The 26800-nt window shown below is 65.9% G+C and carries 21 protein-coding genes; 15 read left to right on the forward strand and 6 right to left on the reverse strand.

Annotated elements, in window-relative coordinates; genetic code table 11:
* Nucleotides 1-58: 58 nt before the first annotated feature.
* From C7401_RS35830 to C7401_RS35845, 4 genes are all read left to right on the forward strand, one after another.
* A complete protein-coding gene (locus C7401_RS35830; RefSeq protein WP_372460482.1) occupies nt 59-313 on the forward strand; it encodes a hypothetical protein in 255 nt (84 codons plus the stop codon).
* A gap of 349 nt (nt 314-662) precedes the next feature.
* Nucleotides 663-2066 carry an FAD-containing oxidoreductase gene (locus C7401_RS35835; protein WP_112176780.1) on the forward strand — a complete coding sequence of 468 codons (1404 nt, stop codon included), beginning with the start codon at nt 663-665 and terminating at the stop codon, nt 2064-2066.
* Nucleotides 2067-2074: 8 nt separating this feature from the next.
* The gene (locus C7401_RS35840) at nt 2075-2419 is read left to right on the forward strand and encodes a cupin domain-containing protein (protein ID WP_258397358.1); all 345 of its coding nucleotides are present in this window, start codon (nt 2075-2077) and stop codon (nt 2417-2419) included.
* 49 nt (nt 2420-2468) lie between these two features.
* Nucleotides 2469-2957 (forward strand): metallophosphoesterase family protein, encoded by a 489-nt coding sequence (locus tag C7401_RS35845; protein WP_112176782.1) that lies wholly within the window; start codon nt 2469-2471, stop codon nt 2955-2957.
* Nucleotides 2958-3046: 89 nt separating this feature from the next.
* On the opposite strand, the gene proP is transcribed toward C7401_RS35845, so the two are convergent.
* The 3 genes from proP to argA all read right to left on the reverse strand — a co-directional run bounded on the left by proP (nt 3047) and on the right by argA (nt 6861).
* Complete coding sequence (proP, locus tag C7401_RS35850) at nt 3047-4504, reverse strand: glycine betaine/L-proline transporter ProP (RefSeq protein ID WP_372460483.1); 1458 nt, start codon at nt 4502-4504, stop codon at nt 3047-3049.
* Between the two features lie 644 nt (nt 4505-5148).
* Complete coding sequence (locus C7401_RS35855) at nt 5149-5424, reverse strand: oxidative damage protection protein (RefSeq protein WP_112176784.1); 276 nt, start codon at nt 5422-5424, stop codon at nt 5149-5151.
* 45 nt (nt 5425-5469) lie between these two features.
* On the reverse strand, nt 5470-6861 hold the full coding sequence (argA, locus tag C7401_RS35860; RefSeq protein ID WP_112176785.1) for an amino-acid N-acetyltransferase: 1392 nt from the start codon (nt 6859-6861) through the stop codon (nt 5470-5472).
* A gap of 23 nt (nt 6862-6884) precedes the next feature.
* Here argA and hrpA point away from each other — a divergent pair, with 23 nt between their 5' ends.
* From hrpA to C7401_RS35885, 5 genes are all read left to right on the forward strand, one after another.
* Nucleotides 6885-11543: an ATP-dependent RNA helicase HrpA gene (gene hrpA / locus C7401_RS35865; protein WP_258397359.1), complete on the forward strand. Its 4659-nt coding sequence runs from the start codon at nt 6885-6887 to the stop codon at nt 11541-11543.
* 156 nt (nt 11544-11699) lie between these two features.
* Nucleotides 11700-12713, forward strand: a complete 1014-nt coding sequence (locus C7401_RS35870) for a YVTN family beta-propeller repeat protein (protein WP_112176786.1) — start codon at nt 11700-11702, stop codon at nt 12711-12713.
* Between the two features lie 23 nt (nt 12714-12736).
* Nucleotides 12737-13792 carry a sterol desaturase family protein gene (locus C7401_RS35875; protein ID WP_112176787.1) on the forward strand — a complete coding sequence of 352 codons (1056 nt, stop codon included), beginning with the start codon at nt 12737-12739 and terminating at the stop codon, nt 13790-13792.
* A gap of 224 nt (nt 13793-14016) precedes the next feature.
* Nucleotides 14017-14850: an EI24 domain-containing protein gene (locus C7401_RS35880; protein WP_112176788.1), complete on the forward strand. Its 834-nt coding sequence runs from the start codon at nt 14017-14019 to the stop codon at nt 14848-14850.
* 36 nt (nt 14851-14886) lie between these two features.
* A complete protein-coding gene (locus C7401_RS35885; protein ID WP_112176789.1) occupies nt 14887-15744 on the forward strand; it encodes a competence/damage-inducible protein A in 858 nt (285 codons plus the stop codon).
* Nucleotides 15745-15848: 104 nt separating this feature from the next.
* On the opposite strand, the gene C7401_RS35890 is transcribed toward C7401_RS35885, so the two are convergent.
* Nucleotides 15849-16313: a rhodanese-like domain-containing protein gene (locus C7401_RS35890; protein WP_112176790.1), complete on the reverse strand. Its 465-nt coding sequence runs from the start codon at nt 16311-16313 to the stop codon at nt 15849-15851.
* A gap of 453 nt (nt 16314-16766) precedes the next feature.
* Here C7401_RS35890 and glnA point away from each other — a divergent pair, with 453 nt between their 5' ends.
* From glnA to C7401_RS35910, 4 genes are all read left to right on the forward strand, one after another.
* Nucleotides 16767-18182, forward strand: a complete 1416-nt coding sequence (gene glnA, locus C7401_RS35895) for a type I glutamate--ammonia ligase (protein WP_112176791.1) — start codon at nt 16767-16769, stop codon at nt 18180-18182.
* A gap of 203 nt (nt 18183-18385) precedes the next feature.
* Complete coding sequence (gene glnL, locus C7401_RS35900) at nt 18386-19528, forward strand: nitrogen regulation protein NR(II) (RefSeq protein ID WP_112176792.1); 1143 nt, start codon at nt 18386-18388, stop codon at nt 19526-19528.
* Nucleotides 19529-19594: 66 nt separating this feature from the next.
* A complete protein-coding gene (gene ntrC, locus C7401_RS35905; RefSeq protein ID WP_112176793.1) occupies nt 19595-21166 on the forward strand; it encodes a nitrogen regulation protein NR(I) in 1572 nt (523 codons plus the stop codon).
* Nucleotides 21167-21298: 132 nt separating this feature from the next.
* Nucleotides 21299-23392, forward strand: a complete 2094-nt coding sequence (locus tag C7401_RS35910; RefSeq protein ID WP_112176794.1) for a prolyl oligopeptidase family serine peptidase — start codon at nt 21299-21301, stop codon at nt 23390-23392.
* Between the two features lie 9 nt (nt 23393-23401).
* Here the strand turns inward: C7401_RS35910 and xth are convergent, their stop codons facing one another.
* Both xth and C7401_RS35920 read right to left on the reverse strand, forming a co-directional pair.
* Nucleotides 23402-24187, reverse strand: coding sequence for an exodeoxyribonuclease III (gene xth, locus C7401_RS35915; RefSeq protein WP_112176795.1), 786 nt, complete (start codon nt 24185-24187; stop codon nt 23402-23404).
* A gap of 125 nt (nt 24188-24312) precedes the next feature.
* Entirely contained in the window at nt 24313-25041 is a 729-nt protein-coding gene (locus tag C7401_RS35920; RefSeq protein WP_112176796.1) for an SDR family oxidoreductase, read from the reverse strand.
* Nucleotides 25042-25225: 184 nt separating this feature from the next.
* Between C7401_RS35920 and C7401_RS35925 the strand changes: the two genes are divergently transcribed.
* The gene (locus C7401_RS35925) at nt 25226-26080 is read left to right on the forward strand and encodes an IclR family transcriptional regulator (protein WP_258397360.1); all 855 of its coding nucleotides are present in this window, start codon (nt 25226-25228) and stop codon (nt 26078-26080) included.
* A gap of 63 nt (nt 26081-26143) precedes the next feature.
* Nucleotides 26144-26764 carry a 2-hydroxychromene-2-carboxylate isomerase gene (locus tag C7401_RS35930; RefSeq protein WP_112176798.1) on the forward strand — a complete coding sequence of 207 codons (621 nt, stop codon included), beginning with the start codon at nt 26144-26146 and terminating at the stop codon, nt 26762-26764.
* The last annotated feature ends 36 nt before the right edge of the window (nt 26765-26800 follow it).

Below are 26800 nucleotides of genomic sequence, written 5' to 3' on the forward strand. Positions count from 1 at the left end.
ACTTCGCCAACGGCCCATTTATCGGCGCACGCTGCATTCCTAGAATGACAACCATTGAATGACCCTGCGTCAGGAGGACGCGGGGCATGCAGCGGGAGTGGTCATGAAATCCTTTATCGAACGACAGTTGTATCAGCCGGCGCTGGTTCTGCCGATGGTGGACTTGATGCAGCTGATGGTGTCGCTCGACTTCAACATGGGGCAAGTCGGGCTGATGGTGGCAACGCGTGGCGCGCGCGCCGCATTCCTGCGTTCGCGCGAACTGTGGAACGCCGGGCACGGCGAAATCGTCCCGACCGATTGCGTGCACTGAGCGCGAGCCGTCGCCGCGCCTGCCGCTGAACGCGCAGTGCCGCGACCCCAGAACCGATACCCTTTACCGAACGCCTGACGCCCACGCGCCGAGCGTTCGCCGATCCCCCTGACGCGCAGCGGCATCGCCCGTTTGCTGTTGTGACGTCACCCTGTGAGCCGCCTCGACGTGCGAGGCGGCTCTTTTTTTTGTGCTCGTTCTTCTGTGCCGATTCGCGACGCGCAACGGGCGGCTGCCATTCGCCGCGCGTAAGATGGCGCGAGTGGCGTCTCGCGTCTTTCGCGGCCGGGCGGCCCATTTCAGGCCCGATTTCCGTGCCCCGCCCGCGGCACCAGCAAAGGAGAGCGGCATGGCAGAACGGTTTGATGCGATCGTGATCGGCACGGGGCAGAGCGGGCCGCCGCTCGCCGTGCGCCTCGCGCAAAGCGGGCGCAAGACGGCGGTGATCGAGCGTGCGTCGTTCGGCGGCACCTGCGTAAACGTCGGGTGTACGCCGACCAAGGCCTACGTGGCCTGCGCGCGCGCCGCGCATGTCGCGCGGCATGCGGCGGACTTCGGCGTGCGCATCGGCGATGGCACGCAGGCAAGCGACGTGCGCGTCGATCTCGCGTTCGTGAAGGCGCGCAAGGAGCGCATCATCGGCGCGTCGCGCGACGGCGTCGAGCACTGGTTGCGCGGCACGCCGAATGTCACGGTGTTCAAGGGCCACGCGCGTTTCACGGGCGCGCACACGGTGCGCGTGGCGGGCCACGACGGCTCGCCGCTCGAGCTCGAAGCGCCCGAGATCTTCATCAACACGGGTACGCGCGCGCAGATCCCCGCGATTGCCGGGCTCGAAACGATCCGCTACGAAACCAATTCGACGCTGCTCGCGCTCGACCATCTGCCCGAGCATCTGGCGATTTGCGGGGGCAGCTATGTGGCGCTCGAATTCGCGCAGATGTTCCGGCGCTTCGGCAGCCGTGTCACGGTGCTCGTGCGCGGGCAGCGCGTGCTTGCGCGCGAGGACGACGACGTTTCGCTCGCCGTGCGCGACGTGCTTGCGCGCGAAGGCGTCGAGTTTCGATTCGGCGCCGAGCCGCGCAGCGTCGCGCCGCGCGAAGGCAATGCGGGCGTGCGTATCGATCTCGATGACGGGACGCTCGACGTTTCGCATCTGCTCTTTGCGACGGGCCGCTTGCCCAATACCGACGACCTCGGTCTGGAGGCGGCGGGCATCGAGCGCGATGCGCGAGGGCTGATTGCCGTAGACGGGGAATTGCGCACGGCCGTGGAGGGCATCTGGGCGCTCGGCGATGTGAACGGGCGGGGCGCGTTCACGCACACTTCGTACGACGACTTTCAGATCGTCGCGGCGAATCTGCTGGCGGGCGGCGCGCGCAGCGCGGATACGCGCATTCCCGCCTACGCGGTGTACGTCGATCCGCCGTTCGCGCGCGTGGGCCTGAGCGAGCGCGAGGTGCGCGAGCGCGGCAAGCCCGCGCTCATCGCGAAGATGCCGATGTCGCGCGTCGGCCGCGCACGCGAGCGCGGCGAGACTGACGGCTTCATGAAGGCGATGGTGGACCCGCAAACGAAGCGTATTCTCGGCGCGGCGATCTTCGGCATCGAGGGCGACGAGGCGATCCATACGTTCATCGACACGATGACGGCGGACGCGCCGTACACGACGTTGCAATACGCGATGCACGTGCATCCCACGGTGAGCGAGCTCGTGCCCACGCTGCTCGACGGCCTGAAGCCGCTGGCATGAGCGCGCACATGAACGAAGCGAAGGCCGTCGCGTTCGGCAATCTCTATGCGGGCATCGCCCATGACGCCGCCGACGAGCGTTTCGACACGCTCGTTGCGCGCGGCGGCGTGCAGGTCGAACGCATCGTGTCGACGGGGCAGGCGAGCCCGCCCGGCTTCTGGTACGACGACGCACGCGATGAGTGGGTGGTGTTGCTCACGGGCGTCGCGACGCTGGAGTTCGAGGACGCGGGCGAGCCGCTGCGTCGCCTGCTGCCCGGCGATTACGTGCAGATTCCGGCGCACTGCCGTCATCGCGTGGCGTGGACCGATCCGACCGTGTCGAGCGTGTGGCTGGCGGTGTATTTCGGTTGATAATCGCTAACTCGTCCTTCACGTTCGCGCCGAGCCGAAACGAATCACCATGTCCGCGAAAGAAACGCTGCCGGCGCTGCGCATAGCGCTGGTTTCCGATACGCACAATCTCCTGCGCCCCGAACTGCTGGCTTTCGTTGCGCACGCGGATGCCATCGTGCATGCCGGCGACATCTGCGAGCAGGCCGTGCTGGACACGCTGGCCGCCATTGCGCCGCTCACTGCGGTGCGCGGCAACAACGATCGCGGCGGCTGGGCCGAAGCGCTGCCCGTGCAGACCACGCTCGAAGCGTGCGGCGTGCGGCTTGCCGTGGTGCACGAACTGCCCGACCTGCGCGGCGATCCCGCGGCCGACGGTATTGCCGTGGTGGTCAGCGGCCATTCGCACAAGCCCGCGCTGGAGACGCGCGAGGGCGTGCTGTATGTGAATCCCGGCAGCGCGGGGCCGCGGCGCTTCAAACTGCCGGTTTCGGCGGCCATGCTCACGATAGCAACGGGGGGCGCGTTGCACGTCGAGCACGTCAAGCTCATCGAGTAACGTGAGGCGAGCACAAGGAGACCGGGCAAGAAAAAAGGCCAGCGCGAGGCTGGCCTTTTTCGTTGTGCGTACAACTTGATCGATGGGTATCAAGCGCGCACTGCGTTGGCGACGGCGTACTCATCGTCGAGTTCGCGCGCGAGACGCACGCCGCGCAGCACCGCATGTGCCTCGGCCTTGTTGCTCACGCTCGGCGCCGAGCCCGGCAGCGGGCGGCGTGCCGTTTCATGCAGCGCCAGCACCGAGATGATGCCGACCACTGCCGCGCCCATCAGGTAGTACGCGGGCATCATGAGGTTCTGCGTGTGCTCCACGAGCCATGCGGCCACGAGCGGCGTCGTACCGCCGAACAGCGACACCGACACGTTGAAGCCGATGGCGAGCGCGCCGTAGCGGATCGCGGTCGGGAAGAGGGCCGGCAGCGCCGAGGGCATCACGCCCGTGAAGCACGAGAGCAGCGCGCCGAGAATCAGGAGACCGAAGAACACCGGCACGAGCTCACCCGTTTGAATGAGCGTGAGCGACGGGATCGACAGCAGGATCAGGCCCACGCAGCCCGCGAGCATTACCGGCTTGCGGCCCACGGCGTCGGAGAGACGGCCGAACGCGAGCGTCATCGGCATCATCAGCACCATCACGATCAGCACGAGGAACAGGCCGTGCGTTTCGTTGAAGTGCAGCGTCGCCGAGAGGTAGCTCGGCAGGTACGAGAGCGCCATGTAGTCGGTCACGTTGAAGATCAGCACGAGACCTACGCACAGCAGGAAGGGGCGCAGATGTTGCGTGAGCAACGAATGCAGCGTGAGCTTCGGGCGCGTGTGCTCCTCGGCTTCGCGCAGCTCCGCTTCGCGCTTGAACGCGGGCGTTTCTTCGAGCTTCGTGCGGATGTACAGACCCACGAGGCCGAGCGGGCCCGCGATCATGAACGGCACGCGCCAGCCCCAGTCGAGCAGTTGCTGGTGCGAGAGCAAGGCGGTCAGCACGGCAACCGTGCCCGCGCCGAACACATAGCCGATCAGCGTGCCGAACTCGAGGAAGCTGCCCATGAAGCCGCGGCGCTTGTCGGTGGCGAACTCGGCGATGAAGGTGGCTGCGCCGCCGTATTCGCCGCCCGTCGAAAAGCCCTGGACGAGGCGTGCCACGAGCAACAGCGCGGGGGCCGCAATGCCGATCGAGTGGTACGACGGGATCAGGCCGATGGCGAAGGTGCCGCAGGCCATCATGATCATCGTCATCGCGAGCACGCGCTGGCGGCCGATGCGGTCGCCGAGCGGCCCGAACACCATGCCGCCGATCGGGCGCACGAGGAACGCGGCCGCGAACGTGCCGAAGGTCGCGATGAGCTGCGCCGAGGGGCTGCTCGACGGGAAGAACACCTGGCCGAGCGTGACGGCGATGTAGCTGTACACGCCGAAGTCGAACCATTCCATGGCGTTGCCAAGGGCCATGGCGCCGACGGCGCGTTTGAGGAGGCTGTTGTCGACGATCGTGATGTCGTCGAGGGTAAGGTCGGTTTGGGCCGACGCGCCGGAAGTGGAAGCGGTCAAGGTCTGCATCTCCAATGACTGCGACGAACCCAGGAGGGCCCGCCACGGTTGCCGGAGAGTGCCGTTTCGCGATAGCGGCGACATTTCGCGCTCGGCGCGCCGGTTCACAGGAAGGAGGGCGGGCCGATGTTGCATCGCACAAGGCGAGCGGCGCACGAAAGCATGCTGAAGTGTCGCGAAACGACACTCGGACGAATTGTGTTTAACGTTGCGCCTGCGTGGCCGTGGAAGGGGGGCAGGACGCATGAGGACGCTGGACCGGCACGAGGTGCACGAGTGAAGCGCCGCTGAAACGAAAAAGAAGCTCGCGTGGCGAAGCGTTCTTTTTGTCATATGCGCACTCGGGTTGCTGGCGTTTTTGGGTGCCTTCCCGAATGCAATTGATGGCTAATGCCTGTTGAACGAGGCCACATGATAGCACGATAACGGAAGATCGCGCAAACGCAGGCATCTGCGCGGATTCGGGGAGGGGGCTGGAAGCCCCGTGTGGCGGGCGATTGCGCCGATTCGATGGAACCGTTTCCGCGACGGGAAACGCGCATGAAGCGCATAAAAAAACCGCGCTCGGGGCGCGGTTTTTGCGGTCGGGTTGGCTGTATCCGAACGGGTCGGGGCCAGATCCCGGTGCGCAGCAGAAGGAGGGCTTAGCCTTCGGTCGGCGGCACGAAGCCCGAAGCCTGGTCGGCGCCTTCGCCGAAGAAGTACTTTTCCGTTTGCTTCATCAGGTACTGACGCGCGCGCGGATCGGCCATGTTCAGGCGGTTTTCGTTGATCAGCATGGTCTGCTGCTTGAGCCAGCCCTGCCAGGCTTCCTTCGAAACGCTCTCATAGATGCGCTTGCCGAGATCGCCCGGCAGCGGCGGAAAGTCGAGTCCCTCGGCTTCCTTGCCGAGCTTCGCGCATTGGATCATACGGGCCATGCTGTGCTTCTCCTGTAGTCGTATGTGTGGGGTGGGCGGCGCCGCTCAGAGCTGCTTCATCAGCACGAGCGATTTGCGCTGCCAGTTATAGAGGCGGCGGCGGTCTTCGGGCAGATCGTCAACCGTTGCCTTGACGAAGCCGCGCTTGAGAAACCAGTGTTCGGTGCGCGTGGTGAGCACGAAAATACGCGTGAGGCCGCGCGCCCGCGCGCGCTGCTCGATACGGCGCAACAGCCGCTCGCCGTCGCCGGAGCCTTGCGCCTCGGGCGAGACCGTGAGGCACGCCATTTCGCCGATGCGCTCTTGCGAGTACGCGTAAAGCGCCGCGCAGCCGAAGAGCACGCCGTCGTGCTCGATCACCGAGAAGTGGTCGATGTCGCGCTCGATCTGGTGGCGCCCGCGCCGCACGAGCGTGCCGTCGCTTTCGAGCGGCTCGATCAGCGTGAGAATGCCGCCGACGTCGTCGGGCGTCGCCTCGCGCAGACTTTCCAGATTCTCGTACGAGATCATGGTGCCCACGCCGTCGTGCAGGAACAGTTCGAGCAGCAGGCCGCCGTCGAGCGAATACGGAATGATGTGCGCGCGGCCCACGCCGCCGCGGCAGGCGCGAATGGAGTGCTTCAGATAGAAGCCTTCGTCGCCGAGCACGGTGCCGCCTTCTTGCAGCTTGTAGGCGTCGTCGAGCGACAATTCGCGGATCAACTCGCCTTCCTCGTCGATCAGGCCCTGCGTTTCCGTGAGGAAAACGATCTTGTCGGCGCGCAGCGCGATGGCCGCCGCCGAGGCGACGTCTTCCATCGACAGATTGAACGCCTCGCCCGTAGGCGAAAAACCGAGCGGCGAGAGCAGCACGAGCTTGCGGCTTGCGAGCGAATGACGGATGGAGTCCGCGTCGATCTTGCGCACGACGCCCGTATGCTGGAAGTCCACGCCGTCGAGAATGCCGACCGGCCGCGCCGTCACGAAGTTGCCCGACACCACGCTGATGTGCGCGTGCGCCATGGGCGTGTTCGGCAGACCCTGGCTGATGGCGGCCTCGATGTCGAGACGCACTTCACCGGCCGCTTCCTTCGCCGATTCGAGCGCGCGGGCATTGGTAATGCGCATGCCATGCGAGAACTCGGACTCGACGCCGTGCAGGCTCATCTGCTCTTCGACCTGCGGGCGCGAACCGTGCACGAGCACGATCTGGATGCCCATGGCCTGCAAGAGCGCGATGTCGGCCACCAGCGCGTTGAGCAGGTTCTGGTGCACGACCTCGCCGCCGAAACCGACGACGAAGGTTTTGCCCTGGAACGCGTGGATGTAGGGCGCGACCGATCGCATCCAGTCCACGAACTGCGCGTGCTGCGCCATGATCTGCGAGTCGGAATCCGCAGCGGCGGCGGAGGCCGGCGCGCTGGCGGTGGCGGGGACGAGGTCGGTTTGGGAATTCATGCCCGGGATTATAATGCGCCCCCATGTCGAATGTACCCAAAAGACCTGCCTCGGCGCAGGGCAGCAACACCCCGGCCGGGAAGGAAACGGCGCAGGACGGCGCGAAGCAGAAAAGCGCGTCGCAGAAGTATGGCGACGGGCAAACGCTCGCGTCGTCGGACAAGCTCGCCGCGCTCATGGGCGGCGCGCTGGGTGGGGCGCGCGTGCAGGATAAGCGCGCGGAGCAGCCGGCCCAGCCCGTGAAGCCGAAGGACGCGCAAGCGGATCAGCGTGCTGGCGAAAGTCGTCCCGATGCGCGTCCTGAAAGTCGTCCCGAAGTTCGGCACGAAGTTCGGCACGAAGCGCCGGCGCAATCGCGGGTCGAAACACGCAAGCCGGAACCACCCCGCGAACCGCGAGGCGCTGCCAGGCCGACGGCCCAGCCGACGCGCGGCGAGGCGAGCCGCGCGTCGCAGGGCGAGTCGCGAGGACAAGCGCAACGTGCGCCACGCGATGCGTCGAGCGGCGCGCGCCAGCCGCAAACGGGCAACCCTCGCCAACCCTCGCCGCAGCCAAAACCGGCGCAGCAGAAACCGCCGCAACAAAAGCCACCACGCGCGCCGCGCCCCGAAGCGGTGCGCGAACACGATCAGTCCGCGCAGCGCAGCGCGCGCCCAGGCGGCGAACGCAGCGAAGCCGGCGAATCGAACGAACGCGCGCCGCGCGCGGAACGGCCGCCGCGCGCGCCGCGTCGCGTGATCGAGCCGAACAAGGTTCCGCCCATCACCTTCCCCGAAGCGCTGCCGGTCTCCGGCCGACGCGAGGAAATCGCACGCGCCATCGCCGAAAACCAGGTCGTGATCGTGAGCGGCGAAACCGGCTCGGGCAAGACCACGCAGTTGCCGAAAATCGCGCTCGCGTTGGGGCGTGGCCTGGGCGCGGGCGGCACGGGCCTGATCGGACACACACAGCCACGCCGGATCGCGGCGTCGGCCACGGCGCGCCGCATTGCCGACGAACTGAATACGCCGTTCGGCGAAGTGGTCGGCTACAAGGTGCGCTTCACCGACAATCTCTCGCCGGGCGCCTCGATCAAGCTCATGACCGACGGCATTTTGCTCGCGGAGACGCAAACCGATCCGCTGCTCAAGGCCTACGACACGATCATCATCGACGAGGCGCACGAGCGCAGCCTGAACATTGACTTCCTGCTCGGCTATCTGAAAGAGATCCTGCCGCGCCGGCCCGACCTCAAGCTGATCGTGACCTCGGCGACCATCGACGCCGACCGCTTCGCGCGCCACTTCGGCAGCGAGGACAAGCCCGCGCCCGTGATCGAGGTGAGCGGGCGTCTGTATCCCGTCGAGGTGCGCTACCGGCCGGTGCAGGAGGACAGCCCGGCGGTGAAGAACGCGCAGGGCACAACGGGCCGCGAAAAGGGCGCGAAGTCGCAACGCGACACCGACCGCGACCTGATGGACGCGATCGTCGACGCCGTGGACGAACTCTGCCGCGAAGGCTCGGGCGACGTGCTCGTGTTCCTGCCCGGCGAGCGCGAGATTCGCGACGCCGCCGAAGCGCTGCGCAAGCACCATCCGCCGCACACGGAAATCCTGCCGCTGTTCGCGCGGCTTTCCGCGCAGGAGCAGGAGCGCGTGTTCAAGCCGTCGAACGCGCGGCGCATCGTGCTCGCCACCAACGTGGCGGAAACTTCGCTCACGGTGCCGGGCATCCGCTACGTGGTCGACACGGGGCTCGCGCGCGTGAAGCGCTATTCGTACCGCAACAAGGTCGAGCAGCTTCAGATCGAGTCGATCGCGCAGGCTCCCGCGAACCAGCGCGCGGGCCGTTGCGGGCGTGTGGCGGACGGCATCTGCATCCGGCTTTACGAGGAGTCCGATTTCATCGCGCGCCCGCGCTTTTCCGATCCGGAAATCCTGCGCTCGTCGCTCGCGGCCGTGATTCTGCGGATGAAGTCGCTGCATCTCACGGCGATCGAGACGTTCCCGTTCATCGAGCCGCCGCCGGGCCGCGCCATTGCCGACGGCTATCAACTGCTCAACGAACTGGGTGCCGTGGACGACGACAACGCGCTCACGCCGCTCGGCCGCGAACTCGCGCGCCTGCCGCTCGATCCGCGCGTGGGCCGCATGATTCTCGGCGCACGCGACGAGCAGGCGCTGCGCGAAGTGCTCATCATCGCGAGCGCGCTGTCGGTGCAGGATCCGCGCGACCGGCCCATCGAGGCGCAGGAGCAGGCGGACCAGGCGCATCGCCGTTTTGCCGACGAGCGCTCCGAGTTCCTGCAATGGCTCAAGATCTGGGCCTGGTTCGAAGAGGCCGTCGCGCACAAGAAGTCGAACCGGCAACTGCTCGATGCGTGCCGCGCGAATTTCCTTTCGCATCTGCGCCTGCGCGAATGGCGCGACGTGCATTCACAATTGTTGACGGTGGTGCGCGAGCATGGCTGGCGCATCAACGAAGCCGACGCGACTTACGAGCAGATCCATCACGCGCTGCTCACAGGCCTGCTCGGCAACATCGGCCTCAAGGCCGACGACGAACCGTATTACCTCGGTGCGCGCAGCATCAAGTTCCACCTGTGGCCCGGCTCCGCGCTCGTGAAGAAAGCGGGGCGCTGGGTCGTGGCGGCGGAACTCGTCGAAACGAGCCGCCTCTACGCACGCTGTATCGCGAAGATCGAGCCCGAGTGGCTGGAGAAGGTGGGCGCGCATCTGCTGAAGACGTCGCTCTCGGAGCCGCATTGGGAAAAGCGCGCCGCGCAGGTGAGCGCGTTCGAGCGCGGCGTGCTTTACGGCCTGCCGGTGTACCAGCGCCGGCGCGTGGCGTTCGGCAAGCAGGACCCGGCGCGCGCGCGCGAACTTTTTATCCGCGGCGCGCTCGTGGAAGGCGAATTCGACACGAAGCTCCCGTTCTTCGCGCATAACCGCAAACTGCTCGCCGATATCGAGCAACTGGAACACAAGTCGCGGCGTCAGGACGTGCTCGTCGACGACGAGTTGATCTACGGTTTCTACGATCAGGCGATTCCCGAGGGCATCTATTCCGGCGCGTCGTTCGAGCGCTGGTATCGCGACGAAGTGAGGAAGGGCGGCCAGCCCGAAGACAAGCAGCGCCTGTTGTACCTTTCGCGCGACGACCTGATGCGCCACGAAGCGGCGGGCGTAACGACCGACCTGTTCCCGAAACGCATGACGATGGCGGGCGTGGCGATGGCGCTCACGTATCACTTCGAGCCGGGCTCGCCGCGCGACGGCGTGACGCTCGCGGTGCCGCTCTACGCGCTCAATCAGGTCGATGCGCGCCGCTGCGAATGGCTCGTGCCGGGCATGCTCAAGGAGAAGGCGCAACTGCTGCTCAAATCGCTGCCGCAGAAGCTGCGCCGTCACTGCGTGCCGCTGCCCGAGTACGCGGCGGGTTTCGCGGAACGCGTTGGCGGCGAACGCTTCGGCGCGGGCGGGTTGCTCGAAGCGTTGATCGCCGATGTGCGCGAGCAGAAGCAGATCGCCCTGAAGCTGGCTGACTTCAAGCTGGAGACGCTGCCCGCGCATCTCTTCATGAACTTCAAGGTGATCGACGAGCACGGTCGCCAGCTCGCGATGGGGCGCAACCTCGCGCAACTGCGCGCCGAACTCGGCGCCCAGGCGCAGCAGCAATTCCAGAAGCTCGCGAGCGCCACGGCGCTGGCCGCGCTGGAAACGCATGCGCAGGGCGGCGCGCCCGCGGCGACGGAGCCCGTGCGCGAAGGCGGCGGCAACGCGCCGCAGACGCAAAAGGCCAGCGTGCCGCACACGGCCGCGCCGGGCGAGGGCGCGACGCCCGCCACCGCGCTCTATGAGAACCTCACGACGTGGAATTTCGGCAAGCTGCCCGAGCTGCTGGAAATCCGCCGCGGCGGACAGACGCTGTTCGGCTATCCGGCGCTCGTCGATCGCGGCACGCACTGCGACGTCGAAGTGTTCGATTCGCTGGAAGAGGCGGCGCGCATTCATCGCGCGGGGCTGCGGCGGCTGTTCGCGCTGCAACTGCGCGAGCCGATCCGCTACATGGAGAAGAATCTGCCGGGTCTGCGCGAGATGGCGATGCAGTTCATGGCGCGCGCGACTCAGGAGGAACTGCGCGACCAGTTGATCGAACTCGCGCTCGACCGCGCGTGCCTCCAGGACCCGCTGCCCGACGACGACGCGAGCTTCCACGCACGCAAGGACGAAGGGCGCGGGCGCCTTTCGCTGCTCGCGCAGGAAATCGCGCGCCTCGTGGGGCAGATCCTCGCCGAATATGCCTCGCTCGCGAAGAAGCTCGTGCAGGCCAAGGCCTTCGGCGCGCCGGCGGCGGACATGCAGGCGCAGGTCGACGCGCTCATCAGCAAACGCTTCATTCTGGAGACGCCCTATGCGCAGCTCGTGCATTTCCCGCGCTACCTGAAAGGCGTGGCGCTGCGCATCGACAAGTTGCGCGCCGACCCCGCGCGCGACGCGCGCCAGGCCGCCGAATTCCAGCCGCTCGCGCAGCAGTATCAGCGCGCGCTCTCGCAACGCGGCGGGGTATTCGATCCGCGGCTCTCCGAGTTCCGCTGGCTGCTCGAAGAACTGCGCATCTCGCTCTTTGCCCAGGAGTTGCGCACGCCGATGCCGGTTTCGGTCAAGCGTCTCTACAAGGTTTGGGAATCGATGCAGCGATAAGCCGCACCCGGCGCCGCGTCTGACGCATTGCGGGCCATAACACTTGTTCGAAAAGGGGCGCTTAATTGCGCCCCTTTGATATTTCAAGGGCCCTACGTCAACCTTGCGTGCAGGTAGACGTTCTACAATCACGAATCTGCCCGGGAACGATTCTTCATGCCTAACAAGAACACGCTTCGTCGCGTTGCCAGCCAAGCCGCTGGCGTCGCGCTCGCCTTCGCCGCGCTCGCCTCCACGGCCGCGCACGCGAACAACATCATCGTCCTCAATTCGGGCGAAGCCACGCTGAGCCTCATCGACGACAAGACGCACCAGGTCGTCGGCACCGTGCCCACGGGCAAGGAGCCGCATCACCTCTTTCCCACGCCGGACAACAGCTCGCTGATCGTCGCGAACTCGGTGTCGAACAACCTGCTGTTCGTCGATCCGAAAACCGGCAAGCCGCAGCGCTGGGTCGAGAACGTCGAAGACCCGTACCAGCTCGGCTTCTCGCCCGACCGCAAGTGGTTCGTGACGACCGGCCTGCGCCTCGACCGCCTCGACATCTACCAGTACGGCGGCGGCAGCAACGTCACGCTGGCCAAACGCCTGCCGCTTTCGGCCATGCCGAGCCACCTTGCGTTCACCAACGACAGCCGCACCGTGTTCGTTTCCTTGCAGGTGTCGGGCGAAATCGCGGCGGTCGATCTGCCCACGCAAAAGGTGCTCTGGAAAATGAAGGTCGGTCCGGCGCCGGCCGGCCTGTGGCTCACGCCCGGCGACAAGTACCTGCTCGTGGGCATGACGGGCGCCGATTACGTGGCCGTGGTGGACTGGCGCAACCAGAAGATCGTCAAGACGATCCAGGTCGGCAAGGCCGCGCACAACTTCCGCTCGCTCGTCGACGGCCGCCACGTGCTGGTGTCGAGCCGGGTGGCGAACGTCATCAGCATCATCGACGAAGAGACGCTCGAGAAAACCGGCGAAATCAACGGTCTGATGCCCGGACCCGATGACATGGAACTCTCGGCCGACAAGCGCTACCTGTGGGTCACGTTCCGCTTCGCGAAGCATATCGGCCTCATCGACATGCAGACGAAGAAGCTTATCAAGACGATCGCCGTGGGCCGCTCGCCGCACGGCATCTACTTCTACGACCGCGCGCCCGTCACGGCGCCGAACGGGGCGTAACGCGGGAGGGCGAGAGCGTGGATATGGTGGCGTCTGTGCTGGCCTTCTTCGCGCACGCGGGACACTCGGTGGTCTCGTGCGCGGACGACCTGGTGTCGTGGCTACAGACGCTCCTCTACGTGAACGCAATCCAGCCCTTGCTCTTTCACGCCGGCATGATGGACGTGGACGAGGACACCTACGACGCGCTGTACTGGGTGATCATCGGCGTGCTCGAAGTGGGGCTGATGTACGCGCTGCTGCGTCCGCTCGAAGCGCTCGCGCCCGCGGAAAAGTGGCGCGACCGCAAGGGCGTGGGCGTCGATGCGCTCTATACGTGGGTCACGCGCCTCGGCATCCTGAACCTGCTGTTCTTCTTCACGATGCAGCCGTTCTTCGATCACGCGCAAAGCACGCTGCGCCTGATGGGCGTGAAGACCGTGGACCTCGACAATCTCTGGCCCGGCGTGACCACCGAGCCGCTCGTGGCCTTCGCGATCTATCTCGTGGTGCTCGATTTTTGCAGCTACTGGTACCACCGGCTTTCGCACCGCTACGGCGTGTGGTGGGAGTTGCACGCGGTGCATCACAGCCAGCGCAAGATGTCGCTCTGGTGCGATGACCGCAACCATCTGCTCGACGTGCTGGGCCAGTCGTGCATGTTCGCCGTCGTCGCGCTCGTCATCGGCGTGCCGCCCGCGCAGTTCGTCGTGCTCGTCGCGCTCACGAATTTCATGCAGAGCGTGCAGCACGCCAATATCCGCGTGCATTTCGGCTGGCTCGGCGAGCGGCTTCTCGTGAGCCCGCGTTTTCACCGCCGCCATCACGCCATCGGCTACGGCCACGAAGGCACCACGTATGGCTGCAACTTCGGCGTGCTGTTCCCCTGGTGGGACATGATGTTCGGCAGCGCGTCGTTCAATCGCGAGATCGAGCCCACCGGCATTCGCGACCAGCTCGAAGGCGTGCGCTACGGTGAAGGCTTCTGGGCGCAGCAGGGCTACGCGTTCGCCCGCATCGGGCGGCGCTTGCGCTCGCGCGCCCCACGGGCCGCAAGCGCCGCGCGGCGCGAGGCGCGGGACGACGCCACCGTTTCCTGAGCGCAGGTGCCGGGCCGCGGCATCGGGGTGTTGAATCGGGCCGTTGAATCGCGCCCGCGAACCGGCCCGCTTTCCTGCACCTTTCACCCGCGCGATTCACTTTCATTCGCCCGCTGTCCCGTCTTACCCGCCTCGCGCGCGGTGGTTTATGCTGTCGGCTTGGTCGCACCGATTTTTCGCCGACACCGTGTTCTCCACCCGTCCTTTCGCCGCATTCCGCTCGCATGAATGACCTGTTGCGCTCGTTTGGCCGCGCGCTCTCGAGCGTGTTCCATCCCGCCATGCTGCTTCTCACGTTCGTGCCGTTTCTCCTGGCGGCGGCGGCGTGGGGCGCCGTGCTCTACGTGTTCTGGCAGCCGCTGCTCGACCTCATGCGCGGCGCGCTCGCGAACTGGTCATCGACGGCCTACCTGTACCACCTGTTCGATGCGCTCGGCTTTGGCTGGCTGCGGGCGACGATTGCGCCATTTCTCGTCATCATCCTGACGATTCCGCTCATCGTCATCACGGTGCTCCTCCTGATCGTCGCGATTTCGATGCCGCGCGTGATCCGCCATCTGTCGAAACGCCAGTACGCGATGCTCGACACGCGGCGCGGCGGGAGCTGGTACGGCAGCCTGTTCTATTCGCTCGTCACGACCGTTGTCTGCCTGATCGTGATGATCGTGACGTTGCCGCTGTGGCTCATTCCGCCGTTCTTCGCGCTCATCCCGCCGCTGCTGTGGGGCTGGCTGACCTACCGCGTGATGACCTACGACGCGCTCGCGCTGCACGCCAGCGTGGAGGAGCGGCGCGCGCTGGTGCGCAGCCACCGTCTGCCGCTCCTGGTCATTGGCGTGGTGAGCGGGCTGCTCGGCTCGCTGCCCACGGCGATCTGGGCCGTTTCCGCGTGGCTGCTCCTGTTCTTCCCGGTGCTGGCGGCGGTGACGATCTGGATCTACGCATTCATTCTGGTGTTCACGGCGCTCTGGTTCGGCCACTACTGCCTGCGCGCGCTCCAGCGCATGCGCGCGCAGGAGGTGCAGCAGGCGTCGAGCGACGTGACCATCGTGCACTAACGTTTCCACTACCAAGATCAAACAGCGAGGCGACACATGGCGTTTGGCGTCATCATCATCGGCGACGAGATCCTCTCGGGACGCCGCACCGACAAGCATCTGCCGAAGGTCATCGAATTGCTCGGCGCGCGCGGTCTGTCGCTCGAGTGGGCCCAGTACGTGGGCGACGACCCCGCACGCATCACCGAAACGCTGCGCCGCTCGTTCGCGTCGGGCGATATCGTCTTTTCCACGGGCGGCATCGGCGCGACGCCGGACGACCACACGCGCCAGTGCGCGGCCGCGGCGCTGGGCGTGCCGCTCGCGCTGCATCCCGACGCCGAGGCGGCGATCCGCGAGCGCATTCGCGACATGCACACGGGTGCGGAACCCGTGAACTATCAGTCGCCCGAGAATCAGCACCGGTTCCAGATGGGCACCTTCCCGCAGGGTTGCGAGATCATCCCGAATGGCTACAACAAGATTCCGGGTTTTTCGATTCGCGACCACAATTTCGTGCCCGGTTTTCCGGTGATGGCCTGGCCGATGATCGAGTGGGTGCTCGACACGAAGTACGCGCATCTGCATCACCAGACGCCGCACGCCGAAAAGTCGCTGCTCGTGTTCGAGCTGCCGGAGTCGACGCTCACGCCGCTCATGGAGCGCATTGAGCGCGACTTCCCGGGCGTGCGCGTGTTCAGCCTGCCGAGCGTGGGCGACACGGAGCGCGGCGGCATTTATGCGCGCCGCCATATCGATCTGGGCGTGAAGGGCGAGCCCGAGGCCGTGGCGGCCGCCTTCGTGAAGCTGCGCGAAGGCGTGCACGAACTGGGCGGCGACGTGGTGGAGCCGGCTGCGGTGGGCGAAGGAACGCCCGATCGCGAGCGCCGCAGCGGTCCGCGCGCCGGTTTCTGATTCAGCGCACGGCGCATCATCGGCGTGTCACATGCGGCGCTCAGAGTGGCCCGTCGGGCTGGCGCCGGCCGCCTGCGCCATGCCGTCGGCAGGATGGGTGAGCGTTACGCGCCGATCCACGGCAGGCCGCGGAAGCACCAGCCGGTGACAGTCTTGCGGTGGCCCTGACCGTCCTTGTCGCCCTCGAAGCCTTCGAGCAGGTCATAGGCTTTCGTGAAGCCGGCCTTCGCGGCTTCGATGGCGGCGAGCTTGGAGCGCGCGGCGCTGCGGCACAGGAACAACACGGGCGCGTCGGCTTCCACGGCGCTCTTGAGCTGGGTGAGAAATTCGGCGTTGGGCACGCCGCCGGGGTAGCGGGTCCACTCGACGTGGGCATACTGACCGTCGCCGATCACGGGGCGGCCAACCCAGTCGAGTTCCGCTCGCGTGCGTACGTCGACGAGCCGCGCGCGCGGGTCGAGCTGTAGAAGCTCGAATGCCTCGGCGGGGGACACCGCGCCCGCGTAGGGCAGTTGATTCTCGACGCGGCGCTTCTCGGCCTGGGCGTACAACTGTTCGAGCGTACTCATGACAACGGATCTCCTGTTTCGCGTTGGACCAAAAAGTTATTCTAGCGCGCGGGGACGCAGCGGGAAGGGCGGTCCGGGTCGCACCCGCCGGGCGGCTGGCGGCGTCATGGATGAGGTGCATTAAATTGGTGCATATTTGATGATTTGCACCATAATGGATAAAGATTCGCGCGCCAAATTCGGGATTGCACGAATTTGGTGCCGATGAGTCGCCAGACTGGCGGCTCCATAAAGGCGCGACGCACGATTTTTGTTTGCAAGTGCGTGTCGCGAAAGGGTTTTGCGCCAGCTTGGCGCATGCATGGCATGGAAGCTGCTTTATACGTCTCGATCGATTCGCAGCCGGCCAGCCGGGGTTAGCAGGACGGACCCAGGAAGGAGGCGGCCGGCGAGGATCAACAAGATTGGGACGGCGGCAGCGTTCGCCGAAATCGTTAATCAGGAGAATAGGTTATGAGTAAATCCGTGGCCGACGTCATGCAGCTCGTCAAGGACGAAGACGTCAAGTTTGTCGACTTCCGCTTCACGGACACGCGCGGCAAGGAGCAACACGTCTCGGTTCCGTTGTCGCATTTCGACGAAGACAAGTTCGAGTCGGGCCATGCGTTTGACGGTTCGTCGATCGCCGGCTGGAAGGGCATCGAAGCCTCGGACATGCTGCTCGTCCCGGACGCGAACACGGCCTTCATCGACCCGTTCTACGAAGAGTCCACGCTGGTGCTGACCTGCGACGTGGTCGAACCGGCTGACGGCAAGGGCTATGAGCGCGATCCGCGCTCGCTGGCAAAGCGCGCTGAAGCGTACCTGAAGAGCACGGGCCTGGGCGACACGGCCTTCTTCGGTCCGGAACCGGAATTCTTCATTTTCGACTCGGTCCAGTGGAACACGGACATGTCGGGTTCGTTCGTGAAGATCGGTTCGGACGAAGCACCGTGGTCGTCGGCACGTGAAATCGAAGGTGGCAACACGGGTCACCGTCCGGGCGTCAAGGGCGGCTACTTCCCGGTCGCTCCGGTCGACACGTTCCAGGACATCCGTTCGGAAATGTGCCTGCTGCTCGAACAGATCGGCATCCCGGTCGAAGTGCACCACCACGAAGTCGCTGGCCAGGGCCAGAACGAAATCGGCACCAAGTTCTCGACGCTGGTTCAGCGCGCGGACTGGACGCAGCAGATGAAGTACATCATCCATAACGTGGCGCACACGTATGGCAAGACGGCTACGTTCATGCCGAAGCCGATCGTTGGCGACAACGGTTCGGGCATGCACGTTCACCAGTCGATCTGGAAGGACGGCCAGAACCTGTTCGCAGGCAACGGCTACGCAGGTCTGTCGGAATTCGCGCTGTTCTACATCGGCGGCATCATCAAGCACGCTCGCGCGCTGAACGCCATCACGAACCCGTCGACGAACTCGTACAAGCGTCTGGTTCCGCACTTCGAAGCACCGGTCAAGCTGGCTTACTCGGCACGCAACCGTTCGGCATCGATCCGTATTCCGCACGTGTCGAACCCGAAGGGCCGCCGTATCGAAACGCGCTTCCCGGACCCGATGGCCAACCCGTACCTGTGCTTCTCGGCACTGATGATGGCAGGTCTGGACGGTGTGCAGAACAAGATCCATCCGGGCGAAGCCGCCGACAAGAACCTGTACGACCTGCCGCCGGAAGAGGATGCAAAGATCCCGACCGTTTGCGCCGGCCTCGACCAGGCTCTGGAAGCACTCGACAAGGATCGCGAGTTCCTGACGCGCGGTGGCGTGTTCACCGACGGCATGATCGACGCCTACCTCGCACTGAAGGAAGGCGAGCTGCAACGCGTGCGTATGACCACGCACCCGGTCGAGTTCGAACTGTACTACTCGCTGTAACTGGCGATGGCGCTTCGCCGGGCTGTATTCAAGCGAAGCGCCGGTTCAGTTTGTTCGACTCGCAGCACGACGCTTGCGATCAGTCTCGAAGGGACGGCGGTGCCGTCCCTTTTTCGTTGGGCCGCCAGACGTGCCGAGGCGGCGCCACCGTTCTTCACGACCCGGACCGTTGCTGGCGCGCCGCATGGCCGCCGGCCTGAAACATGGTGCTCAAGAATCTGATCAAGGCAAGAAAGGGCCACGCGGAGCCGCTCTCCGACGATGCGCCGCTCGTCGACTCCGGGTTGCTGCCCGGCTTCGAAGCGCTGCCGACCGTCGTGCTCGTGCTCGACAAGCGCACGCTGCGCGTGGCGTTCGCGAACCCTTCGGCCGAGGCGATGCTCGATCTTTCGCGCCGTCAGCTCGCGCAGATGGCGTGGTCCGATCTCTTCTCGAACGCGGACGAACTGCTCACCACGATTGCGTCGATCGCCGAGCATCGCTTCCACGCGACGCGCCTTGACGCGTCGCTGGAGCGCCCCGGCCGCGAACCGCTCAACGTGCATGCGATCGTCGGCTTTCTCGAAAGCGCGCCCGACTATGTGCTGCTCGAACTCTTCGAGAACGAGCGGCACTTGCGCAGCGACCGCGAGGAGCGCATTCACGACCTCACGGCCGTGAACAAGCATCTGATCCGCAATCTCGCGCACGAGATCAAGAATCCGCTCGGCGGCATTCGGGGCGCGGCACAACTGCTCGAATTCGAGCTTGGCGCGCTGGAGCGCGACGAGTTGCGTGAGTACACGCAGGTGGTCATCAAGGAGTCGGACCGCCTGCAAACGCTGGTCGACCGGCTGCTGGAACCGCACCGTCATCCACACATCGTCGGCGACGTGAACATTCACGAAGTGTGCGAGCGCGTGCGCGCCGTGATCCTCGCGGAATTCCCGCGCGGCCTCACGATCGAGCGCGACTACGACGTGAGCGTGCCCGACCTGCGCGGCGACAAGGAGCAACTGATCCAGGCACTGCTCAATATCGTGCGCAACGCGGCGCAGGCGCTGCGCGAGCGCATTTCGCAGGGCGACGCGCGCATTGAGTTGCGCACGCGCATTGCGCGCAAGGTGACGATTTCAAAGCGCTTGTGCAAGCTGGCATTGGACTTGCATATCACTGACAACGGCCCCGGCATTCCCGAGGAGATCCGTGACCGCATCTTCTATCCGCTCGTCTCCGGACGCGAGGATGGCAGCGGTCTCGGCCTCACGCTCGCGCAGACGTTCGTGCAGCAGCACGACGGACTGATCGAAGTGGATAGCCGGCCAGGCCACACCGAGTTTCAGATTCTGTTGCCGCTTGATAACTGAGCCGATAACCGAAGCTGTTTTTAGACTGACCGATACCGCACGCCACCAGGACTTCTGACCGACCTTATGAAGCCGATCTGGATAGTAGACGACGACCAATCGATACGCTGGGTGCTTGAAAAGGCCCTGGCCCGCGAGAACTTCGCCACCCGCAGCTTCTCGAATGTGCGCGAAGCCGCGAGCGCGCTCGATCACGACAGCCCGCAGGTGCTCGTCTCCGACATCCGCATGCCGGGCGGCTCGGGCCTCGAGCTGTTGCAGACCGTGCGCGAGCGCGTGCCGGGCTTGCCCGTCATCATCATGACGGCGTTCTCGGACCTCGATAGCGCAGTGGCCGCATTTCAGGGCGGCGCGTTCGAGTATCTCGCCAAGCCCTTCGACGTGGACAAGGCTGTCGAGCTGATTCGCCGCGCCGTGGACGAAAGCATGCGCGGCGAGCAGCAGTGGGACGAACGTCCCGCCGAAGCGCCCGAAATGCTCGGCCAGGCGCCCGCCATGCAGGACATGTTCCGCGCCATCGGACGGCTTTCGCATTCGGCCGCCACCGTGCTCATCACGGGCGAGTCGGGCACCGGAAAGGAGCTTGTCGCGCGCGCCTTGCACCGACATAGCCCACGGGCGAACGGGCCGTTCATCGCGCTGAACACCGCGGCCATTCCGAAGGATCTTCTGGAGTCCGAACTGTTCGGTCATGAGCGCGGTGCGTTCACGGGCGCGCAGGCCATGCGCCAGGGCCGCTTCGAACAGGCCGAGAACGGCACGCTGTTCCTCGACGAAATCGGCGACATGCCGTTCGACCTGCAAACGCGCCTCTTGCGCGTGCTCTCGGACGGGCAGTTCTACCGCGTGGGCGGACACAATCCGCTGCGTGCCAACGTGCGCGTGATTGCCGCCACGCACCAGAACCTCGAAACGCGTGTGCGCCAGGGGCTGTTCCGCGAGGACTTGTATCACCGGCTCAATGTGATCCGGCTGCGCTTGCCCGCGTTGCGCGAGCGCAGCGAGGACATTCCGCTGCTCACGCGCCACTTCCTCCAGAAGAGCGCGCGCGAACTGGGCGTGGAGCCCAAGCGCGTGTCGGACGAAGCGCTCGCGTATATGTCGGCGCTGCCGTTTCAGGGCAACGTACGCCAGCTCGAGAATCTCGCGAACTGGCTCACGGTGATGGCGCCCGCGCAGACCATCGAGATCAAGGACTTGCCGCCCGATCTCGTGCCGGCTCATGGCGCGCCGGGCGCGGCTGCGGCGCTCGCCGAAGGGGTGAGCGTTGCCGATGCGGCGGCGGGCGCGGCGACCAACGGTGCGGCGGCCGCATTGCCGATTGCCGGCGCGGCTCCCGGCGCGGGCTTGCCTGGTGCGCTGGGCGGCGTGGTGTTCGCGACACCTGGCGCCGGCGCGGCCAACGGCGCCGCCATCTCGCCGCTGAGCGTGTGGGAGAGCGGCTTGCGCACGGAAGTCGCGCGCCTGCTGCGCGAAAACAGCGCGGACGTGATGGACGAGCTTTCGCGTCGCTTCGAAGCCGCGGTGATACGCGAGGCGCTCGACTTCACGCGCGGGCGCAAGGTGGAGGCGGCCGAGCGCCTCGGCATCGGCCGCAACACCATCACGCGCAAGATCCAGGAACTCAATCTGGAATGAGCCTGCATTGGCCGGATGCATGAGCCAATGAGGCGCCGGGCTGGCTTCGCGCAATGCGAGCCGGCCCGGTGCGCAGTGCGCCGACGCGCACACAGGGCATAATCGACGCTGTTTTCCTGTCGACGACCGATCATGCCCGTGACTTCCCCCTGGCCCGCCGAGGCCGATCCCTTCCTTTCCCTCGAATCGCTCGACGACCCCGCCGTCATTGCTTGGGTCGAGTCGCAGAATGCGCGCACGCGCGCCGCGTGGCATGGCGGCGCGCGCTTCGAGGCGCTGGAGAAGCGCCTCGCGCAGGCCTATTTGCCGCGCGAGCGGCCGGTGATCCCGAGCCGCTGGCAGGAGTGGGCCTACGACCTCTGGGAGGACGAGGACAATCCCAAGGGCCTGTGGCGCCGCGCGCTCTGGGCCGACTGGCGTGCGCACAAGCCGCAGTGGCAAACGCTCATCGACTTCGACGCGCTCGGCGCGAAAGAGGGCATGCCGTGGGTTTGCGCGGGCATCGACATCCTCTACCCGGACGGCGACCGCGCGCTGATCCAGCTTTCCGATGGCGGCTCCGACGCGGTCATCGTGCGCGAATTCGACATCGCGCGGCGCGAGTTCGTCGATGGCGGCTTCGCCATCGCCAAAGAAGGCAAGCACATCATTTCGTGGATCGACCGCGATACGGTGTACCTGGGTTGGGACGCCGGCGGCAAGATCGGGAAGAAGATGCTCACACGCTCGGGGTATCCGCGCGAGGTGCGCCGCTGGACGCGCGGCACGGCGCTTGCCGACGCGCCCGTGGTGTTCAGCGGCGAGTTCGACGACATCAGCGTGGAAGGCGACTACGACCCGGTCGAGAAGCGCCACGACGTGGTGCGCAGCGTCGACTTCTTCGATTCCTGTTCCTATCGTCTGGATGAGCACGGCGACTGGCAGCTCTACGACGTGCCCACGCACGTCGCGGTGGGCGCGTGGCACGGTTGGCTGCTGCTGGAGCCGCGCCTCGACTGGACGATTTCAGGCGCCGCGTACAAGGGCGGCGCGCTGCTCGCGATCCGCGAAGACGCCTTCCTCGCAGGCGATCGCACGTTCACGACGCTGTTCGCGCCCACGCCGGTGACTTCCGCCTGCGACTGGACCAATACGCAAAACGTCTTGATCGTCTCCTGGCTCGATGACGTGCAGAGCCGCACCATGCTCTGGCAGCCGCAGCAGGCCGATGGCGCATGGCGCTGGGAGTCGCGCGTGTTTCCGTCGCGCGCGAGTGCGCAGGTGGATGTGTCGCCCATTGAGGACACGCTCAACGACGAGGTGTTCGTCGACGTGGACGATTACCTGCTGCCCCCCGAATACTGCCTCGCCGATCTCGCGCAGGCCGATCTCCAGCAGTGGGAATTGCTCGACCGTTGGCCCACGCAGTTCGACGCCGGGCCGCTCACGGTCATCCGTGCGCATGCGAAATCGGCGGACGGCACGAGCGTGCCGTTCACGGTGATCGGCCCGAAAGCCGTGCTCGAAGGCGAGTCGCGCAAGGCGTCGCCGTGTCTGCTCACAGGCTACGGCGGCTTCGCGATCGCGCTTACGCCGCAATATCTCGTGGGCTCGGGCATCGGCTGGCTGGAGCAGGGCGGCGTGGTGGCGATCGCGCACATTCGCGGCGGTGGCGAGTATGGCACCGCGTGGCACGTGGAGGCACAGCGCGAACACCGGCAACGCTCGTTCGACGACTTCATCGCCGTGGCCGAACAGTTGATCGCCGACGGCTATACGAGCGCCGCGCAGCTCGGCATCAAGGGCGGCAGCAACGGCGGGCTGCTGGTGGGCGCGTGCATGGTGCAGCGTCCCGAACTGTTCGGCGCCGTGGTGTGCGAAGTGCCGTTGCTCGACATGCAGCGCTACCCGCTGCTGCATGCGGGCGCGTCATGGATCGACGAATACGGCGATCCTGAGGACGCCGAAGAAGCGCGCGCGCTCGCCGCGTACTCGCCGTACCACCACGTGAAGCCCGGTGTCGTGTACCCGTCCTCGCTTTTCACGACTTCGACGAGCGACGACCGCGTGCACCCGTCGCATGCGCGCAAGATGGTCGCGCGCATGCAGCAGCAGGGGCACGCGAACGTCTGGTATCTGGAGAACACCGAAGGCGGACATGGTCCCGGCAGTGATTCGCTCGAGCGCGCGCAGTACGACGCGTTCGTCTATCGCTTCCTGTGGACCACGCTCGGCGGGAACTGGTAAGGCGGGGGCTCAGCCGCCGATATCGAGCGTGGCGATCACCGGCGTGTGATCGGACGGCTGTTCCCACTTGCGCGGCACCTTGTCCACTTCACACGCGGTGAGGTGTTGCGCAAGCGCGGGCGAGAGGAGAATGTGGTCGATGCGCAGGCCCGCGTTGCGGCGAAACGCGAACATGCGATAGTCCCACCACGTGAAGATCTTCTCCGGCTGCTCGAACTGGCGGAACGAATCGACGAAACCGAGCGCGATCAGGCGCTGGAACTGCGCGCGTTCCTCGGGCGAGACCAGGTTCTGGCCTTCCCAGGCCTTCGGGTCGTGTACATCGCGGTCTTCGGGGGCGATGTTGTAGTCGCCGAGCAGCGCGAGCTTCGGGTAGCGCTGCATCTCCTGCGCGAGCCAGTCGTGCATGGCGTCGAGCCATTGCAGCTTGTACGCGAACTTCTCGGTGCCCGGCGCCTGGCCGTTCGGAAAATACGCGCTCACCACGCGCACGTCGCCAATCGTGGTGGCGATCACGCGCTGCTGCGGATCTTCGAAGCCGGGAATATTGCGCACGACCGTGGCTTCGTCCACGAAAAGCCCCTCGCGCACGAGGATGCCCACGCCGTTATAGGTCTTCTGGCCCGCGAACCAGCTGCGATAGCCGTGCGCTTCGAGATCGGCGCGCGGGAATTTGTCGTCGGTGAGCTTCAGCTCCTGGAGGCAGAGCACGTCGGTCTTGCTCTCGTTGAGCCAGTCGATGACGTGCTGTAGACGGACCTTGAGGGAGTTGACGTTCCAGGTGGCGATTTTCATGTGAGGCTCGATAGGGTGGCGGCGCGCCGGGCGCTGCTACGCAAGGCGGTAAAGCGCGCATCGCCAGTGCGACGCGCGCGCGACGCGCCATTATCGCCTGCTTCGCGCAGCCCGCGGCAGCGGCCTCACCATTCCTCCAGCCACGGCCTCAGATCGAGTTCGTGCGTCCAGGCGTCGCGCGGCTGCTGGTGCAGCGTCCAGTAGGCGTCGGCGATGTGCTCCGGGTTCAGGATGCCGTCGCGTTCCTTGAGCTTGTAGCGCTCGGGAAAATTCTCGCGGATGAATTCGGTGTCGATCGCGCCGTCGACGATGATCTGCGCGACGTGGACGCCTTGCGGGCCGAGTTCGCGCGCCATCGACTGCGCGAGCGCGCGCAACGCGTGTTTCGCGCCCGCGAATGCCGCGAAGCCCGCCCGCCCGCGCACGCTCGCGGTCGCGCCCGTGAAGAAGATCGATCCGCGCGCGCGCGGCAGCATCACCTTTGCGGCTTCGCGGCCCATCAGGAAGCCGGCGAAGCAGGCCATTTCCCAGACCTTGTGATAGACGCGCGCCGTCGTTTCGGTAATGCCGAAGCGCACATTCGCGCCGATGTTGAAGATCGCCACTTCGATCGGCGCAATGCGCGCCTCGATGTCCGCGAACAAGGCGATCATGTCCTCTTCGTTGCGCGCGTCCGAGCCGAACGCGTACGCCTCGCCGCCTTCGGCTTCGATCTGAGCGACGAGCGGCGCGAGCTTGTCAGCGTGGCGGCGCGTCACGCAGGCAATGTAGCCCTCGCGCGCGAAACGGCGCGCAATCGCACCGCCCGTGGCGTCGCCCGCGCCGATCACCAGCACGGCTTTCTTTTGCGTCATGGTGCTTGTCTCCTGATTATTTGACTGCAATGCGGAATGAAAGACTGCATATCGGTTTCGAGTATCTTAGGCTGTGCTCGACAAGTCAAAGGTTTAGTGAGCGAATCGAGGAAAACGTCGATTGATGTGCGCGCCGCATGGCGGTATATTGAACCGCATATCGGAACAACCGGACGACACGAGCGTGACCAGCAGCGAACCTATGGAAGCGGATCTGGATGCCGCGGCACTTGCGGACGACACCCAAAGCGGCGGGCAAGAGGGCGGCGACCGCCACTTCGTGACGGCGCTCGCGCGCGGCCTGGAGGTGCTGGCCTGCTTTCGCAGCGGCGACAGCTTTCTCTCGAATCACGAAATCGCGACGCGCTGCGCGCTGCCGCGTTCGACCGTCACGCGGCTCGCCTATACGCTCACGAAGCTCGGCTATCTGCATCTCGTGCCCGAGACCGGCCAGTACCGGCTCGGCACGGCGACCATCGGCCTTGGCAGCGCCATGCTCGTGAATCTCGACGTGCGCGAAGTCGCGCGGCCGCTCATGCAATCGCTCGCGCACGCGACCGGCGGCGTGGTCGCGCTCGCCACGCGCGACGGCCTTTCGATGCTCTATCTCGAGTGTTGCCGCAGCGATGCGATCGTGACGCTGAGTCTCGGCACGGGCTCGCGCATTCCGCTCGGCACGTCGGCGGCGGGGCGCGCCTGTCTCGCCGGCAGCGAGGCAGGGGCGCGGGCGGAACTCATGGAGCGCCTGCGCGCGCTCGACGAAGCGGCATGGCCGAAGATGCGGCGCGGCATCGAGACCGCGGTGAGCGAGCACGCGCTGACCGGCTGCACGCAGTCGCTCGGCGACTGGGTGCGCGAGGTCCATGGCATCGCCATGCCGTTCAACCCCGGCCGCGGATTGCCGATGATGACGATCAGCGTGGCCGGCGCCGCGCAGGATTTCCCGCGCGAGCACATGGAAAACACGGTGCGTGCGCAACTGGTGGAGACGGTGCGCCAGGTCGAGCGCTGCCTCGGGCAGCGCGGACCGGGCGAGTGAGGCGCGCCGCGAACGCAATATGCGGCCCGCGAGCGGCCGCCATACCCGCATGGAGGGGAGACGATGAGCGACGTGAAGGTGCAGTTCCTGTTCGACTTTGGCAGTCCTAACGCTTACCAGAGCCACAAGGTGATCGCGGGCATCGAAGCGCGCCAGCAGGTGCGTTTCGACTATGTGCCCGTGCTGCTGGGCGGCCTCTTCAAGCTGAGTGGCAATCGCTCGCCGGGCGAGGCGTTCGCGGGCATCGCGAACAAGCAGAAGTACATGATGGTGGAGATGCGGCGCTTCATCGAGCGGCATGGGCTCACGGCCTATCGCCACAATCCGCACTTCCCGGTGAATACGTTGCAGATCATGCGCGGCGCCGTTGCGGCGCAGCGCAACGGCACGTTCGAGCGCTACGTCGACCGCATGTTCGCGCACATGTGGGAGGAGGGACTCAAGATGGACGACCCCCTTGTGATGCGCGCGGCGCTCGAGGCGGACGGCCTCGACGCGGCGGCGTTCGAGGCGGCGATACAGGACGGCGACGTGAAAGCCGCGCTGCTTGCGAACACGCAGGCGGCGTTCGAGCGCGGCGCGTTCGGATCGCCGACCTTCTTCGTTGGCGACGAGATGTACTTCGGGAAGGACCAGTTGCGCGACGTCGAAGAAGAAATCGCGCGGGTGAAGGCGCGCGCATGACGCGTCGCGCCCCGTAATAGTCTCGGGCGGGCGCGG

Origin of the sequence: Paraburkholderia unamae, from assembly GCF_003268775.1 — a bacterium.
GTDB lineage: Bacteria > Pseudomonadota > Gammaproteobacteria > Burkholderiales > Burkholderiaceae > Paraburkholderia > Paraburkholderia unamae.